The sequence below is a fragment of the Streptacidiphilus sp. BW17 genome, assembly GCF_041262485.1.
In the GTDB taxonomy this organism is placed as follows: Bacteria; Actinomycetota; Actinomycetes; order Streptomycetales; family Streptomycetaceae; genus Streptacidiphilus.
This window is the reverse complement of sequence record NZ_JBGCCR010000053.1, coordinates 1-15,917: the sequence shown is the minus strand read 5'-3', so window position 1 is coordinate 15,917 and position 15,917 is coordinate 1. Positions and strand designations below refer to the sequence as shown.

The window sequence follows — 15,917 nt, the reverse complement described above, 5'->3', positions numbered from 1 at the left end:
CCCGACAGCATCCGGCCGCCGCTCTCACACGGGCCGGCGGCCGGTGTGCGTGAGCCGTAGCGCTGCGGTGCCCGCGCGAAGCAGGCCGCGAAACCTCTGCTCCCTAGCGTCGGGAACCAGTCAGCAGCCGCCGCAGCAACCCTCCGCCGAAGGCAGGCAACCATGAGCGCGACAGTCCATGACCCGCACACCGCCACTACAAAGGCCCCGCCCCGGACCCGGTCCCGCAGGGTCGCCGAATGGCACCCCGAGGAACCGCAGTTCTGGGAGCACACCGGCGCTGCGGTGGCCCGGCGCAATCTGATCTTCTCCGTACTGTCCGAACACATCGGATTCTCCGTCTGGAGCCTGTGGTCGGTCCTGGTGCTCTTCCTGGGACCCCAGTACCACATCGACACAGCTGGGAAGTTCGTCCTCACCGCCGTCCCCACAGCCGCCGGATCGCTGCTGCGGCTGCCCTACACCACCGCTGTGGCCCGCTTCGGCGGACGCAACTGGACCATCGCCAGCGCGTTGCTGCTGCTGATCCCCACCGTGCTGGCCGGCACCCTGCTAAGGCCCGGCGTCTCCTACACTGCCCTGCTGGCGCTGGCCGCCGTGGCCGGAGTCGGCGGCGGCAACTTCGCCTCCTCCATGGCGAACATCAACGCCTTCTACCCACAACGCCTCAAGGGCTGGGCACTGGGGATCAACGCGGGCGGCGGCAACATCGGCGTCGCAGCCGTGCAACTCGTCGGCCTGCTGATCCTGGCCACCGCCGGTGCCGCCCACCCGCGACTGCTGCCCCTGGTCTACGTGCCGCTGATCGTCCTGGTGGCGCTCGGCGCCGCCCTGCGGATGGACAACCTCGACGCCCCCGGAGACCGGCGGCACGCTCTGCGCGACATCTGCCGTGAACCGCACACCTGGGTGATGTCCGCGCTGTACATCGGTACCTTCGGCTCCTTCATCGGCTTCGGCTTCGCCTTCGGCCAGGTCCTCCAAGTCCAGTTCCATACCCAGTTCGACACCCCCCTCAAGGCGGCCTACCTGACCTTCCTCGGCCCGCTGCTCGGCTCACTGGTACGCCCGATCGGCGGCAGGATGGCCGACCGCTGGGGCGGGCCCCGGGTGACCTGCTGGAACTTCGCCGCGATGGCCCTGGGCGCGGGCACGGTCCTGATCGCCTCCGGGCAACGCTCGCTGCCGTTGTTCCTGGTCGGATTCATCGCCCTGTTCGTGCTCAGCGGCATCGGCAACGGCTCCACCTACAAGATGATCCCAGCCATCTTCCAAGCCAAAGCCCGCGCCGCGGTGCCGGCTGGGGTAGGCCAGGCCGAGGCCGAGCAGGCCTCCCAGCGCCAGGCCACCTCACTGATCGGCGTCGCCGGCGCGATCGGCGCCTTCGGGGGCGTCCTGGTCAACCTCGCCATCCGCCAGTCCTTCCTCAACGCCCACAACGGCAACGCCGCCTACCTGGCCTTCCTCGGCTACTACGGCCTGTGTCTCTCCCTGACCTGGGGCGTCTACCTGCGCAGGCGCGGCCCGGCCGCGGAGAAGTGACCGCCGACGCCCACCCCACCCCCCATGGGAGGACCTGCCTCATGCCGTCGCCGATCGCCGTGGTCCTGGCTGTTCACGGAACCCGCAACCCAGCAGGGACCGCGGTGACGCAGGACCTGGCCTTCGCTCTCGCCGACCAGCTCGGATTGCCGGTGCACCCCGCCTACGCGGACGTCCACGGCCCCACCATCGCCGACGTGCTCAGGGGCACACCGGCCGACCGTACCCCGGTCCTGGTGCCGGCCTTCCTGTCCAGCGGCCATCACGTCCACACCGACATCCCGGCCCAGATCCTGGGCTCCGGCCGCAGCGACACGGTGGTCACCCCGCCGCCCGGCCCGGCTTCGACTCTCCTTACCGCGTTGACGGACCGGCTCGCCGAGGCCGGTGCGGGGCCCGGCGACTCTGTCGTCCTGGGGGCGGCCGGCTCCCGCGACCCAGCCGCCCGAGCGGAGGTCGCCGCACTGGCCCAGACCCTGGGCCGCCGCCTCGGCACAGCAGTGTCCGTAGGCTGGGCTGCGTCCGCGCGGCCCACCGTCGCCGAGGCGGTCGCGGACGCCCGCTCCCGGGGAGCACGGCGGGTATCGGTCGCCACCTGGCTATTGGCTCCAGGCCTTTTCGCTGACCGGATCAACGACTGCGGCGCGGACTCCGCCGCACGTCCGCTCGGAACCCACCCGACCCTGGTCGAAGCGCTCGCCCAGCGGGTGGAGGCGGCCACCAGAACCTGCCTGACCGGTCCGTGACGAGCATGCAGGTCAACGGCACCACGTACGCTTCCGCCACGATGGGCGTTGACCCCCCAGGATCCGCCCGACGCCCGCCAGCGCTAGGACCAACGCGCGCCCACCAGTGATCCTAGGCACCCCTCACTCGCTGGAGGATCCAGCGACTCGTCACATGTGCTGGCCCATTCCCCGCGGCTCTGCCAGCAGACCGCTGCTCGGGGCCACGCGCGCGCCAACCGATCGGGTGAGCAGTTCGTCCGGTGCGAGATCTTGAGTGGCCAGGGTCCGCACCACGGTGCGCAGTTGCCCCATCGCTGCCACCGTCTCGATGTCGCGACCCGCAACCGCACCCATCAGCTGCGCCACCCGGGTTCCGACAGGGGGCGGCGTCGAACCACTCGGCCGCTTCGGCGCCGTGGTCTTGGACGTGCGCGCAGTCGATGGCGGAGAGCCGGGGCGGAATGCGAGGCAGCAGGTGGCGCTGCAGGCTTGTCGCGATGTCGCCATGTCGCAATCGCTTATGTAGGCCAGCGCCTTGTCCATGCCGAGCACTGTCCGCTCCGCTGTCAACGGCCTTGTAGTCCGCCCCGGTGGCGGCCAATCGATATCCCCGCAGGTGGACGGCATGATCGCCCCGCCTGCGGCCAGATAATCTCCCCACTCTCGGTCGGTGTGGATCAGCTGAAAGGCTTCACTCCCTTCCCGGTCATGGCCTCGGTCAGCCGGAACGAATCACCCTGAGTGACGACGACGTGGGCGTGATGGAGGAGCCGGTCGACGGTGGCCGTGGCCAGGGTCTTCGGCATGATTTCGTCGAATCCTGAGGGGTGCAGGTTGCTCGAAACCGCGATCGAGCGTCACTCGTAGGCGGCATCGACCAGCCGGTAGAAGCCCTCGGCGGCGTCCTCGGAAACCGGCAATAGGCCGATGTCATCAACGATGATCAAATCGGATCGGATGATCCGGGACAGCGCCCTTGCGATGGAGTCGTCCGCGCGGTGCCGGCGGACCAGCGACCCGAGGTCCTGGATCGTGAACCAGGAGACGGCCAGGCCTGCCTCGACCGCGGTCTGACCGAGGGCCTCGGTGAAGTGGCTCTTGCCCGTCCCCGACGGGCCGCAGATGCAAAACGACTCCCGGCGGCCGACCCACTCCAGCGTCGTCAGGGCGTCCTGGGTTGCCCTGGGGATCGAGGACTTGCCCTCATCCCAGTCGCCGAAGGTCTTCCCGGTCGGGAACCCGGCCCGCTTGCGGCGGGTGTGCAGGTTCGCGCGGTCCCGGCCGGCGGCTTCCTCCGCGAGCAGGACGCGGACGACCTCGGCCGGGTCCCAGCGCTGGGCCTTCGCCGTGGGGATGATGTCGGTCAACGACCGGCGGATGTGCGGGAGTTTGAGCCGCCTGGTGTATTCGATGGCCTCGGCGAGCGGGTCGCCGTTGGTGCCGGGAACGGTGCGGAGCGGGGCGGCCCTCAGGTCAGATCGCTTTCGTCGAACTCGGGGGTGTCGGTGGTGGTGCGGCCGAAGGAGGACCAGGCGCCAGTGCCGGGCTGCAGGGAGTGGTCCTCGCTGCGGCGGTGGGGCTCGGTGTGCTCGTGGACAGCCTGGTAGTCGAGGATGGACAGCAGGTCCGCGTCGGCGAACCGCCCGGTGACCGCGGCGGTGCCAAGCGCCCGGTCGACGTCCGGGGCGGAGTGCAGCTTCGCCAGGGCGACGGCCTCGGCCATCTTTGCCTTGATCCTGCGGACGCCAGCTGCTGCGGCTTCGACCAGCCAGGACGCGGCGCCGGGCCCGAGGGCGAGGAACGCGGCTTCGTCCGCGCTGGTGGCGCGCGGAGTTCGGTCCGCGGTCTTGTCCTCGCGGGGCGGGTAGTGGCCGTCGTCCAGGACTGGGGAGCCGGGCTGTCCGCGCTGGTGGCGGGCGACCTCGCGAGCGGGTCCGTGTTCGTCGACAGCGGTGACGATCAGCTCGTCGCCGTGGAAGCGGGCCCAGACCGGGGTGTCGATCAGCTGGTGCGGGACCGAGTAGCGAACCGCCTCGACGGAGATCGTCGAGTCCCAGGCGACCCTTCGGGTGGTGCCGAACGCCGCGGTGAACGGGCTCTTCGGCAGCGGGTGCAGCCGTTGCTGTTCCTCGGCCAGCCGCTCGATCGGCTTGCGCCGGGTCGCCTTGTGGACGCGGGAGTTGACCTCCTCACCGAACTGGCGGCAGGCAGCCTCCAGCTCGCCGAAGGTCTGGTAGTGGTCGCGCAGGTTGACGTCCTTCGGCACGAGATCGGCCTTCGCGATCTTCACCGTGGATTCCGAGCCGCCCTTCGTCTCCGGGTCCGCCGGGACGCAGGTGCGTATGGTCGTGCCGTAGTGGCGGGCGACCTCGACGACGTCCGGGTTGCGGACCGCGATCCCGGCGATGTGGTCGGTGGTGACCGTTTTCTCGTTGTCGGTGAGCACGTAGGCCGGGACGCCGCCGATCCTGCGGAAGGTGGTGTCCAGACAGGCGGTCACTGTTGGGAGCGTCGTGTCCCAGATCGGGATGACGACGCGGAAGCGGGACCAGGCCAGCCATGCGCAGAACAGCGTGGTCTTGCGGCCCTTGATGACTGGGCCGTCGCCGAAGTCGTATTGGAGCCAGAGCCCCGGCTCGGTCACCCACGGCCTGTAGACCCTCCGCCGACCGGTCTTGAACTGGGCTTTCGCCTCGGCGATGGTGCGGCGGGTGGTCCGTTCCCCGCCGGTGAAGCCCATCGCGGTGATCCTCTTGTGGACCACGTCCGCGCGGATCTTGCCCTGCGAGCGGACCACCAGTTCCTCGATCTTCGGCAGGTAGTCGTCGATCTGCCGGGTCCGGTGCCGGCGGCGATCCGGCTGCTGGCCGGCGGCCCGCATCTTCACGTGTCGGGCAACGGTGTGGTGGTCGCAGCCGGCCAGCTCGGCCGCGGCGCGGTAACTCCCCGTGAGGTCGTATGCCTCCAGGATCTCCATGATCTCCTCGCCGTTCTTCACCCGCTCCAGCGTCGTCGAGCGGGACTGCAAGCGGCGAGCGGGGAGAAATATCTGGCGGTACTCGGGGGATCCCGTGGCCACAGAATGCGCCGTATATGGCCGCACTCGGGGAGCTTACGAAGACCGCCGTCACTCCGCGAGCGCCATGGCGAGGTCGAGGTCTGCGGCAGTGAGTGCGTTCGGGCGGTTGGAGCGGACGAACGTGGCCAGCCCGAGGAACTGCTCCTGGACCAGCAAGGGTGCGTGAACGCCGGAGCGCTCCCCGAGCGGCAGGACGTGGTCCTCGGACACGCTCTCCACGAGCACCGGTGCCGGTGAGGCCATTGCCTCGGTGCAGGCGGACGGATACGGCTGGGCCCAGACCTCTCCCAGATCCGGGCCGACCACCGGGCAGCAGTGCGCGACCGGGATCACGCCGGGTTGGCTGGCCGCTTCGGTCTTGTGTCCTGGAACGAACATCTGCATCCGGCGACTGTCGCGGCGGAAGAACCGCAGGCACCGGGGATCGCCTCACGCGGCGCGCGGACTGCGGCCAGTCAGCGCCGGCAAGTCGCGGAGACGTGGGGCCCCGTGGGCGGTGTGCTGTCGCGCACCGCCCACGGGGCCCAGGCTGGACTACACCAGCGGCGTCTCCGTCTGCGTGTCAGGGCGCTTGCGGACCACGGATCCGAGCAGGGTCAAGGCCAGCCCCACGATCGCCCAGGCCACCAAGACCAGCCATGGGAAGGTGGTGTGGGTACCGTCGAAGTACGCGTAGCTCCGGTTGAGGCTCGTACCGGCGCTGTTGGGCAGCCAGGGGCCAATGGCTCGCCAGAACGGCGGGATCATGGGGGGTGCGTACACCCCGCCGGAGGACGGATTTCCCAGGATCACGAAGATCAGGACCGCTGCTCCGATGCCGGCGATCCCGAGGAAGCACTGCAGAGCCATCGAGCACGCACCGACCGCGAAGACCAGGAGTGAACCGATGCCCCACAGGGCGAGGATGCCCGCGGGAAGCGCGCCGAGAACGGGGCCCACGATGATCGCTCCACCGAGGCCGGCGGCGATTGAGTAGAGCGCCAGCGCGCCGAGGCGGATCGTAGCCCGTCGGGGGTTGGCGGGCCGTGCGCCACCGCTGATGCCGAGAATGGAGGCGACCAGGTAGCCGCCCACGCACCAGCCGATGGCCAGGTAGAAGGAGGTCAGACCGTTCTGGTCGTGACTGGAGACGGGGACCACGTCCTGGACGGTGATGGTGCGGTGCTGGGTAGCGTCCACCTGAGTCATCGTCTTCTCTAGGGCGGTGGCCAGAGAGGCGCTCGACGCCGAGGCGACCAGCAGCCGGTCGTGAGTTCCGGCGGGGTTGGGAATGAACGCGCTGTAGAGCGTCTGGTCCTTGATCTGGCGGACCGCCTCAGCCTCGGAAGTCACGGCCTTGGCGTCCAGCGGCTGACCCGGAATCGCGTTCAGCTGGTGGACGATCTTGCCTTGTGCCGCGGTTGGGGCGACGACCCCGATGGAGGCCTTGTGGGGGACGGGGTGGTGCAGCGCCCCCACGAAGCTGAGGATGAAGCCGAGCTGAAGAAGCAGCGTGGCGAAGACGAGGATCACCGTACGTGCGCTCACAGCGTCCCGCAGTTCGGCCGCGAAGCCGCGTGGGGTTTCCGTGCCGGTCATCTGACTGAGTTCCATTCCGTTCGTTGTGTTGCCTATTTCTGGATCGCCCTCGACAGGCGAAGAGTGACGTCGCTCGAATGGCCCGATCCCACGGAATCTCCGTGGCTCAGCCCGGCCGCAACTCAAGCCGACCCTCGGTCGGCGCCCGGGTTCTGCTGGGCGCCCAGGAGCAGCGCAGCATCGGGTCCCCGTGGAGGTTCTACGCCCGTAGGTGTGCCTTTTCCTCGGACGCTGGCGGCCCAACCAAGAAGGAAGGCCACCGGCACGGAAATCAGCCCCGGGGTCTGGAGCGGGAAGAAGTGAAAGTCGACCTGCGGGAACAGGGAGGACGCGGAGCCGGAGATCGTCGGGGAGAACAACTGCAGTCCGACGGTGCAGGCCAGGCCGCCGTACACAGTCCACAAGAGGCCGGCTCGGTTGTAGCGCGGCCAGAACAGGCTGTAGACCAGCGCTGGGAAGATGGTGGACGCGGCCATCGCGAGCGCGAAGACGGTCAGGAAGTTCACGTTGTAGCCCAGCGCTGTCACGGCCAGCCCGATGCCAAGAAGACCGACCGCCACCGCTGACCACTGGGTCGCGCGCACTTCCCTGGCCTCCGACATCGTGCCGCGTTTGAAGGCGTGGGCCGCGAGGTCGTGTGCCAGGCCGGCGGCGGCTGCGAGGGTGACGTCGGCCACCGCCGCCAGCACGGCAACGAACACCGTCGAGGCGACGACGGTGAACAGGGCGTTGCCTGCGGTGGTCCCGATGCCGCCGTTGAGCGTGCGCGACAGCAGGAGCAGAGCTGACTGGCCGTTGGGGTTCACCGCCGCAATCGTGAGGCCGCCCACCATCGCCGCTGCTGCCATGCCGAGGAGCACCACGCCGAGCATGAGCGCGCCGACCATGGAGATCGCGCGTCGGGCAGAGCGCCGGGCAGCAATGCCGTTCGGTGCGCAGCTCACCCGCATGATCATGTGCGGCATGAAGGCGCTGAGGGCCACGGTGACCTGTACGCCCACGAAGTCCAGCCGACCGTTGAGCGAGTTGCCGAACTCGCGGCCCGGACGCAGGTACGGGTACGGCGACGGCCCGTTGCCGTCGCCGGCGGCCCGAAGCAGAGCGTTGAGGCTCCAGTGGAAGTGGCTGAACACGGAGAGCAGGACTACGAGCATCACGCCGAGGACCAGAGGCACCTTGACGATCTGCAGGATGCCGATGCCCCTCATCCCCCCGAGCACAGCGAAGCAGACCATCAACACGCCGATCAGTGCCGTGCACAACTTCTGGGTGCCCGCGTCGGTATGGCCGAGGAACAGTGCGGTGGTCGAGCCGGCACCCGAGAGCTGGACGACCAGGAAGGGCAGCGAAGCCGCCAGCGTCGCGACAGCGGCCGCGATGCGCGGGGCGGGTCCGGCTGCCCTGAGTTCCAGGATGTCGCCGAAGGTGTACCGGCCCGCATTGCGCATCGCCTGGGCCAGCAGCATGAGGACGCCCATGCTCAGAACGATGCTGACGCTGAGGGCGAACCCGTCGTAGCCAGCCAGGGCGACCAACCCGGTCATGCCCAGCATCGTGGTGGCGGACACGTAGTCGCCGGCCAGCGCCAGACCGTTCTGCAGAGGTGTCAGGGTGCGGTTGGCCGTGTAGAAGTCGGCCACCTGGTCGCTGTCTGAGCCGAACAGCACGCACAGCAGGATTGAGAGGCCCACGACGATCAGGAAGGAGATGAGGACCCCGCTGGGGACACCGGTGTTCGGGACAGGGACGTTCATCGTCTCTCCGTCCTGATGTCGCTGCGCTGCTGCGTGTGGGAGCTTTCGCGGTCGTAGAGGTAGCTGTCCCAGATCCCGTAGAGCTGATCGAGCGATCGGGGGCTCCGGAGGCACGCACTTGGCGTCCTGGGCCCGGGTCGACCTGTGGTCGAATCGTCCGGCCGTCACCAGCAGCAGGACGACTTGGGCCAGCCCGAGCAGGATGCCCAGGCTCAACTGACCCAGGACGTCGATGCCGAGAAGGCCGCCGGCCGTGCAGGCGAGCAGTAGCATCGCGGCGAAGGGCACGCTGTTGGTGACCGCGAAGGTCCGGGACAAGGGCGCGGTCGTCCGGTGCCAGTCGCCGAGTTGGCTCGTCGGGATCGACGAGGAGGGCTCGAATGGGCTCGCGGCGCGAAGCCGGCGAGGGTGAAACAGCGAAGACATGCGGCGTCATCCTTGGGATCAGCCCGACTGGCGCAGCTCTGGTCGACGTCCATGCGCCCAGGCGCGGGGATCAGGGCGTATTCGGTGCTGCCATCGGGTCATGACGAGCGATCAACGTTTGGAGTGCGTGGAGAAGCCCGATTCGCCTTCGCGGGTCACGCGACTGCGGCGCGGCTTGATGCCTTCGGGCGGGAAGCCGCAGCAGGCTCCCCTGCGCACCCCTCTGGGTGCGCACACAGCAGCCCGCCAAAGTCGCGCATCAGTTGCGTGCCGGAGTCCGCGCTCGGCGACCGGCGAAGCGCACGGGGGCGAACGGGTGAGCCGCAGCGGCCATATGTGACACCTGCTGACCGCCCTTGATGTGTGCGGAGATGACCTCCGCCGTGACCGGGGCCAGAGTGACGCCCAGCATGCAGTGTCCGCTGGCGACAAGCACGTTGTCCTTGCCGGGCAACACCCCGATGACCGGTAGCCCGTCCGGCGTCATCGGACGCAGTCCCGTCCAAGCTTGTGGCTCTGACGTCGGCGAGAAGGCCGGCAGGTACTCGTGGGCCGAACGGACGATGCCTCGCACGCGATGCGTGTCGATAGTCGCGTCGAAGCTGCCGAACTCCATGGTTCCGGCAAACCGCAGCCGGTCTGACAACGGGGTGACGGCCACCTTCGCCTCGCCTAGGTACACCGAGTGCCGCAGCGTCACGGCGCTGTCGGTTTCGTCGAATCCGTACCCCTTGCCGGGCTGGATGGGCAGTGGGAACCCGGCCAGCCGTGCAAGCCGGCGGGTGTGCACGCCTGCCGCGAGGACGAAGAGGTCAGCAGTGACTTCCTCACCGCCGGCGACCACCGACGTCACCACCGGGCCGCGGAAGCGGATGTCGGTCACCGGGCTGTCATAGCGAAACCGGACGCCGAGTTCCACGCAGCGCCTTGTCAGGCCGTCGATCAGACTTGCCGGGTCGACGTGCCGCTCCTGTGGGCACTGCAGTCCCGCCAGCACATGCTTGCCCAGCGCAGGTTCGAGATCCCTGAGCTCATCACCGGAAAGGGGGACGGCGGTGTGGCCGATCCGCTCCACCGGCTCTGCTGCCGCTTGGTACCCCTGCATCGCTTTCCGGGTGTGGAAGACCATGAGCTGGCCTGTGCGGTGGTATTCGAACCGAACGCCGTCCTTCTCGTACTCGTCGAACAGTTCGATGGTCCGTTCGTTGAGCGTGGTGAGGGATTCCAGGCCCTGGTGGAAGTCCTTGGCATTGGAGTGCCGCAGCATGCCGACCATAAAGCGCACGTGTTCAGGACGTGGCGAGAGTCGGGCGCGCAGCGGGCTCTCCTTTCGGCCCATCCACTTCAGTGCTGCTCCGAGCATGCCGGGTGCGGGCACGGGAGCCGACATGATCGGGACGACCCACCCGGCGTTGTGCCTGGAGGCTCCCGTCTCGCCGTGAGCTGCGTCCACGATGGTGACGGCCAGGCCGTCACGTGCGAGCCTGTACGCGGTGGCCAGCCCGATCACGCCTCCACCGACGATCACTGCACTGTCTGTCATGTCTTGGCCTTCTTGTGGTTCGGACCGGGCTGCGCCGGGTCAGTGGAGGAACTTCTTGGCCAGCAGGTGGGCGATCGCCCAGTCCTGCATGGCGACACCGACGGTCTTGAACACGGTCCGCTTGCCGTAGTCCGCGGCCGGAGCCGTCAACGCGGTGCCGAGTGGCGTGAGGGCGTCCGTGGTGAGAGCGCCGGCTTCGAGGGCGTGGATGATCTCGCCGGACTCCTCGAGGATCGCAGCGAGGTCGTCGACGACGACGGTGCTGTCGGCGAGCAGTTCGTCGGGCAGTTCGCGCATGGTGGGGCGGTACGCGCCGATGGCGTTGACGTGCACCAGTGCGGGCAGCGCCGGCTCCGGGAAGAGCGGGCTGGTCGCGTTGGTCGCGCAGCACACGATCTCAGCCGTCCGGACGGCCGACTCCGCGTCTGTTGCGGTGAAGAGTTCCACGCCGGCCAGTTCCGGTTCCAGCGTCTGGATGAGGGACCTGGTGCGCTGTGGGTCGCTGTCCACGACCGTCAGTTGACGCAGGGGCCGGACCGCGTGGACGGCGCGGACCTGGTCGAGGGCCTGCCCGCCTGCACCGATCAGGGTGAGACGTCCGGCCTCAGGAGCAGCAAGGAGATCGGTGGCGACGCCGACCGCCGCACCGGTGCGCAGGCAGGTCACGGCTCCGGCATCGGCGACCAGGTGGTCCAGGCGGCCGGTCTCGCTCCAGACGACGGTTCCCGTGATGGCGGGTTTGCGCGTGAAGTTCACGCTCAGCGTCTTGATCATGGCTGAGGCGGTCGGCCTGTGATGTGCCGACATGACCAGGAACTGCCCGTCGCACAGTGAAGTGCGGGTCGGCATCTCGAACTGTCCGTCAGCGAGGTCGATGAAGCCCCCCCGAACGGCATCGATCGCCTCCCTGATCGTGACGGCGTCACGTATCTCACGCTCACCGACAGTGATGGTCTTCATCGGCATCCCGCCTTCGTCATCGTCGACTAGTAAGGTATTACGCCTTACACAGTACAGCAGGGTTGGCCTTTCGACGACTTGGGCATTTCGTGTTATGCATAAGGCGTGACCACTCCTCGCCCGGCAGCACCGACTGCCCGCACCCCGCAGCTCAAGTCGATCAGCCTCCGGGAGCAGGCACGGGAGGCAGTGCGGACTCAGATCGTGCTGGGACAGATCGCACCGGGGCAGGTGACGAGCGTCATCAATGTGGCCGCGGAGCTCGGCGTCTCGGTAACTCCGGTCCGAGAAGCGATCATGGATCTCGCCAATCTGGGCATGGTCGAGATCATCCGCAACCGGGGGTTCCGGGTCCCGGTACTGACCGACCACGACCTTGAGGAGATCTTCCAGCTCCGCACCATGCTCGAGGCGCCGGCCATGGCCGAGGTGGTCCAGGTTCTGGGCGGAGCACCGGTGCCGCAGTTCCGGCAGCTTGCGCAGGAGATCACCGATGCCGCGCACGAGGGCGACCTCACCCTCTTTCTCGACCTGGACCGGCAGTTCCACCTCGGCCTACTCGAACTGCTGGGCAATCGTCGCCTGGTGACCACGGTCGGCCAGTTGCGCGACCAGGCCCGGATGCAAGGCCTGCAGAAACTGGCGGATCAGGGACAGCTGACCCGGTCCGGCGAGGAGCACATCGACATCGTCGACGCCATCGAGTCGGGAGACCACGAGCTGGCCTCCGAACTCATGCGCAAGCACCTCGCCCACAGCCGCGGAATCTGGGCCGGTCGCCCTGAAGCCGACGCCTGAACCGGGCGGGTGGTTGCTCCCTCATAGGGGTCGCCCGTGACAGTGGGCGCGTTCGAGTGCGGCCAGGCCGGATTCGTGGACGTCGGCGATCTTTCGGTACGACTGTTCGGGCATGCCGACGCGCTTGCAAGCCGTCCTGGGCGAGCCCGCCGCCGACGACGCCCTGCGCGCATCCGGCCGGATCCAGCAGATGTGGCAGGACCTCCACCTGATGGACGGCCAACCCTGACCCCTGCGGGAGTCGGCGCGACGACAGAGCGGAGACGTGATGCCGGCCGCCGCCACACCAGGGACTAGCCGAAGAGCGATCAGCGGGGTGGCTGCAGCCTCCCAACCACCTGAAGTGGTTGGCTCGACCTGCTTCATGCGCCAGCCCGCGAGCTTGCCGTCGCGTTTCGCGGCTTTCATGCCCGATTCTGATTCAGCCTGAATCAGCGTGCTGCGATGTACGCGCTCACCGACCAGGTCGAGTTGCCGAACCCGCCGAACAGCGCCGTCGCGATCACCGGCGGTGAGACCGCCGGTGAGAGCCGCGCCGACCTGGTATCCGAGCGAGAATCCGATGTAGCGGCGCCGTGCGGGGTGCTGCTCGCAGAAGAAGGCGAGGAGCGGGCCGAGAACCGCGCCCGGACCAATCGCCGCCATGGCCAGCGCAAGGATGACCAGTCCCGGCGAACGGGTCTGCAGCAGGAGGAAGAAGGGAACCGCCTGGAGCGCGGTGAACAGCGCTCCCGCCACGATGATCGGCTTGCGGCCATACCGGTCGGACAATGCGCCGAAGGCCAGGACTACAGCGGTCTGGACGAGCGAGCTGGCCACCATGCCCACCAGGCTCACGCCGGCCGCGACCTTCAACGTGTCGGAGAGATAGCTGGGAGCCCAGGTGATCAGCAGATACCAGAAGCTGGTGAAGCCGAAGTTGACGCCGATGATGCACACCGTCCGCCGCCAGTCCTGCCGCGCTACCTCGACAATCGGTGCCCTGGCCGTTCGCCGCTCCTCGGTCAGGTCGGCGAACTCCGGCGTCTCACTGAGACGAAGACGCGCATAGACGCCGGTACTGACGACGAGCACACTCACCGCGAACGGTATGCGCCAACCCCAGTCGACGAGGTTGTCTTCACCCAGTGACTTGGTCACCGCCCACACCACGGTGGCCAGCAGAGCGCCCATGGGTGCGGTGGCTCCGCCGATGGCCGTGTAGGGCCCCGCGCCGTCCGGGGCTGGCGTGTTCCAGCAGGGTGAGGGCTCCGCCTCCACTCTCCCCACCCTGGGACAGGCCCTGGACGAATCGGAGGATCACGAGCATGACCGGCGCCGACACCCCGATCTGCCCGTAGGTCGGGAGGGCGCCGATGAGCCACGGTCGCGCCTCCCATGATGAGGAGGGTGTACTGGAGCATCCGTCGACGTCCCAGGCGGTCGCCGAAGTGGCCGAAGACGATGCCGCCCACCGGCCGGGCGAAGAACCCCACGCCGAAGGTCATGAACGCAAGCATTGTTCCGACGGTCCTGTCGCCGCCGGGGAAGAAAAACTGGCTGAACACCTGGCCACTGGCCAGGCCGAAGAGAGTCACGTCGTAAAGCTCGAGGGTGGGTCCTGCGCCCCAGGCGATAAGGATCCTGCTCAGCGGCATTCTTGTCGACGCCGTCTGTCTTTCGGTCATCGTCATCTTCGGCCCCCTCACCTGCTTTGTCACTGTTGCTGTCTGTCGCGGCCGAAGCGGCGAGTCGGTCGGCCACCGTCCCGCCCGTCACCGGTGCGAGGGTCATGCCGAATGCGCCGTGCCCCGCCGCGACCAAGCGGCCCTTGTGCCGCCTGGCGGAGGCGTCCGCACTTCAATAGGACCCTTCGGAGAGGTGTGATACCTTACACATTAGGTGCCAGGCCGTAGTGAGCTGGGCTCGTGAGATCCGGTTCCGAAATGAGGAAAGAGAAGCGGATGCCGCAGAGCCGGCCGGTGGCCGAAGGATCACTGCGACAGGCCTTCGCGACCAGGCGCCGCGCATGATCCGCGCCCGTGGCGGTAGGACGTCAAGACCAGCCGGTCGGCGCCGACCTCGGCGCGCGACATCCAGGGTGACCAACCCCCCTGACCATCGGCGTTGACGCAGAGCGCGACAAGCCCGCGGCGTGGATCACCCATCACAACTCCCGAAGGAGCCAAATATGACCTCCGTAGCTGACCTCCACCGGCAGTCCGTCGTGATCGACGGCTGTGCACCGCTCATCGCCAACGCACAGGGCGTACTCGACTACATGGCTGGGGGTTTCACCGCCGTCGCCGCGACGGTCAGCGACAACGTCGAGGGGGCACTGGGGACGCTGCGGAACATCGGTCGGGCTCAAAAGCTCATCCGCTCGGCCGGCGACGCACTCACCGTTATCCGAAGCGCCGGCGACATCGACGCCGCGAAGGCCGCCGGCAAGATGGGGATCATCCTGCATTTCCAGGGCGGTGACCCCATCGAGAATCGCCTGGACTACATCGACGCCTACAAGTCGATGGGCGTCGGCATGATCCAACTGACCTACAACGTCAAGAACCGCATCGGCGACGGCTGCGAGGAGCGCACCGATGCCGGCCTGAGCCGCTTCGGGCTCGACGTCATCAAGCGCCTCAACGAAGCCAGGATCGTCGTCGACTGCTCCCACACCGGCTACCGCACCACCATGGAGACCATCGAAGCCTCCGAACGCCCCGCAGTCTTCTCTCACGCAGGCGTGAGGGCAGTGCACCCCTCGCCGCGCAACATCCTCGACGACCAGATCAAGGCCATCGCCCAAAGTGGCGGCCTCGTTGGCGCCAACGCCTACCCGCCGTTCGTCTCCGGCGACAAGCAGCCCAGCCTTGAGCAGCTCATCGACCACATCAAGTACATCGCCGATCTGGTGGGCGTGGACCACATCGGTCTCGGGCTCGACTACTTCGACGGCCAGCACCCTTACTCCACCGACGAAGAAGCCCAGGTGTTCTACAACAAGTTCCTCGAGTCCGGTGAATGGTCGCCCGCCTCCTACCCGCCCCCGCCGTACCTCTACCCCAAGGGCATCGAGACCCCCGACAAGGCCGCCAACCTCACCGAAGCCCTGCTGCGGGCCGGCTTCGACACCAAAGAAGTACAGAAGATCATCGGCGGCAACTGGATGCGCGTGTTCCGGGAGGTCTGGGGTGAATAGAGACATCCTCTTGGTTCAGGCGTTCCAGATACTTCTCGCGCCGGCCCCAGGACGCGACCAGACGCTCCGCGTCGGCTTGCTGGCAACGGCCACGCGAGTCACAAGACTTATCGGGCGACAGCACCGAGTCCCGGTCCTGGAGGATTTGTGACACTACGTCTGTGCATCGCCGGCGCGACGGGCTGGACAGGGTCAGCGGTGGCGCGAGCCGCCATAGGGCGTGACGAGCTCACCAGGGTGGAGTCGTTCCGAGGATCTGTCCGGGTTGATGCTGGTTCAGATGGCTGGCATGGCTGGTGTGTTCGCGGGACGGAACGAACGGAAGCAG

At 67.9% G+C, this 15,917-nt stretch carries 12 protein-coding genes and 1 pseudogene; 4 read left to right on the top strand and 9 right to left on the bottom strand.

Annotated elements, in window-relative coordinates; translation table 11 throughout:
- Window positions 1–162: 162 nt before the first annotated feature.
- The gene (locus ABH940_RS35360; RefSeq protein WP_370062265.1) at window positions 163–1,542 is read left to right on the top strand and encodes a nitrate/nitrite transporter; all 1,380 of its coding nucleotides are present in this window, start codon (window positions 163–165) and stop codon (window positions 1,540–1,542) included.
- Window positions 1,543–1,583: 41 nt separating this feature from the next.
- A complete protein-coding gene (locus tag ABH940_RS35355) occupies window positions 1,584–2,288 on the top strand; it encodes a sirohydrochlorin chelatase (protein WP_370107147.1) in 705 nt (234 codons plus the stop codon).
- Between the two features lie 150 nt (window positions 2,289–2,438).
- On the opposite strand, the gene ABH940_RS35350 is transcribed toward ABH940_RS35355, so the two are convergent.
- The 8 genes and pseudogenes from ABH940_RS35350 to ABH940_RS35315 form a co-directional block, all read right to left on the bottom strand.
- Entirely contained in the window at window positions 2,439–2,813 is a 375-nt protein-coding gene (locus ABH940_RS35350) for a SpoIIE family protein phosphatase (protein WP_370107146.1), read from the bottom strand.
- Window positions 2,814–2,947: 134 nt separating this feature from the next.
- Window positions 2,948–3,742 (bottom strand): annotated as a pseudogene (gene istB, locus ABH940_RS35345) (IS21-like element helper ATPase IstB).
- Window positions 3,739–5,268, bottom strand: coding sequence for an IS21 family transposase (gene istA, locus ABH940_RS35340; protein WP_370107148.1), 1,530 nt, complete (start codon window positions 5,266–5,268; stop codon window positions 3,739–3,741). Before istA ends, istB begins: the two are co-directional and overlap by 4 nt.
- A 129-nt stretch (window positions 5,269–5,397) precedes the next feature.
- Window positions 5,398–5,733, bottom strand: coding sequence for a hypothetical protein (locus ABH940_RS35335; RefSeq protein ID WP_370062269.1), 336 nt, complete (start codon window positions 5,731–5,733; stop codon window positions 5,398–5,400).
- A gap of 150 nt (window positions 5,734–5,883) precedes the next feature.
- Window positions 5,884–6,927, bottom strand: coding sequence for a DUF3533 domain-containing protein (locus ABH940_RS35330; RefSeq protein ID WP_370062271.1), 1,044 nt, complete (start codon window positions 6,925–6,927; stop codon window positions 5,884–5,886).
- Between the two features lie 122 nt (window positions 6,928–7,049).
- Window positions 7,050–9,107, bottom strand: a complete 2,058-nt coding sequence (locus ABH940_RS35325) for a cation acetate symporter (RefSeq protein WP_370107145.1) — start codon at window positions 9,105–9,107, stop codon at window positions 7,050–7,052.
- Between the two features lie 259 nt (window positions 9,108–9,366).
- The gene (locus tag ABH940_RS35320) at window positions 9,367–10,650 is read right to left on the bottom strand and encodes an NAD(P)/FAD-dependent oxidoreductase (RefSeq protein WP_370062277.1); all 1,284 of its coding nucleotides are present in this window, start codon (window positions 10,648–10,650) and stop codon (window positions 9,367–9,369) included.
- A 39-nt stretch (window positions 10,651–10,689) separates the two neighbouring features.
- Window positions 10,690–11,610, bottom strand: a complete 921-nt coding sequence (locus ABH940_RS35315) for an ornithine cyclodeaminase family protein (RefSeq protein ID WP_370062279.1) — start codon at window positions 11,608–11,610, stop codon at window positions 10,690–10,692.
- Window positions 11,611–11,715: 105 nt separating this feature from the next.
- Between ABH940_RS35315 and ABH940_RS35310 the strand changes: the two genes are divergently transcribed.
- Window positions 11,716–12,408 (top strand): GntR family transcriptional regulator, encoded by a 693-nt coding sequence (locus ABH940_RS35310; protein ID WP_370062281.1) that lies wholly within the window; start codon window positions 11,716–11,718, stop codon window positions 12,406–12,408.
- Between the two features lie 21 nt (window positions 12,409–12,429).
- On the opposite strand, the gene ABH940_RS35305 is transcribed toward ABH940_RS35310, so the two are convergent.
- The gene (locus tag ABH940_RS35305; RefSeq protein WP_370107144.1) at window positions 12,430–13,668 is read right to left on the bottom strand and encodes an MFS transporter; all 1,239 of its coding nucleotides are present in this window, start codon (window positions 13,666–13,668) and stop codon (window positions 12,430–12,432) included.
- Between the two features lie 910 nt (window positions 13,669–14,578).
- Between ABH940_RS35305 and ABH940_RS35300 the strand changes: the two genes are divergently transcribed.
- Window positions 14,579–15,589 carry a dipeptidase gene (locus ABH940_RS35300; protein WP_370107143.1) on the top strand — a complete coding sequence of 337 codons (1,011 nt, stop codon included), beginning with the start codon at window positions 14,579–14,581 and terminating at the stop codon, window positions 15,587–15,589.
- Window positions 15,590–15,917 lie beyond the last annotated feature (328 nt).

What these genes read in the sequence shown, in the direction of transcription:
- ABH940_RS35360 (WP_370062265.1), top strand. Translation starts at nt 163, where the DNA reads ATGAGCGCGACAGTCCATGACCCGCACACCGCCACTACAAAGGCCCCG.
- ABH940_RS35355 (WP_370107147.1), top strand. Translation starts at nt 1,584, where the DNA reads ATGCCGTCGCCGATCGCCGTGGTCCTGGCTGTTCACGGAACCCGCAAC.
- ABH940_RS35350 (WP_370107146.1), bottom strand. Translation starts at nt 2,813, where the DNA reads ATGGACAAGGCGCTGGCCTACATAAGCGATTGCGACATGGCGACATCG.
- ABH940_RS35335 (WP_370062269.1), bottom strand. Translation starts at nt 5,733, where the DNA reads ATGCAGATGTTCGTTCCAGGACACAAGACCGAAGCGGCCAGCCAACCC.
- ABH940_RS35330 (WP_370062271.1), bottom strand. Translation starts at nt 6,927, where the DNA reads ATGACCGGCACGGAAACCCCACGCGGCTTCGCGGCCGAACTGCGGGAC.
- ABH940_RS35325 (WP_370107145.1), bottom strand. Translation starts at nt 9,107, where the DNA reads ATGTCTTCGCTGTTTCACCCTCGCCGGCTTCGCGCCGCGAGCCCATTC.
- ABH940_RS35320 (WP_370062277.1), bottom strand. Translation starts at nt 10,650, where the DNA reads ATGACAGACAGTGCAGTGATCGTCGGTGGAGGCGTGATCGGGCTGGCC.
- ABH940_RS35315 (WP_370062279.1), bottom strand. Translation starts at nt 11,610, where the DNA reads ATGAAGACCATCACTGTCGGTGAGCGTGAGATACGTGACGCCGTCACG.
- ABH940_RS35300 (WP_370107143.1), top strand. Translation starts at nt 14,579, where the DNA reads ATGACCTCCGTAGCTGACCTCCACCGGCAGTCCGTCGTGATCGACGGC.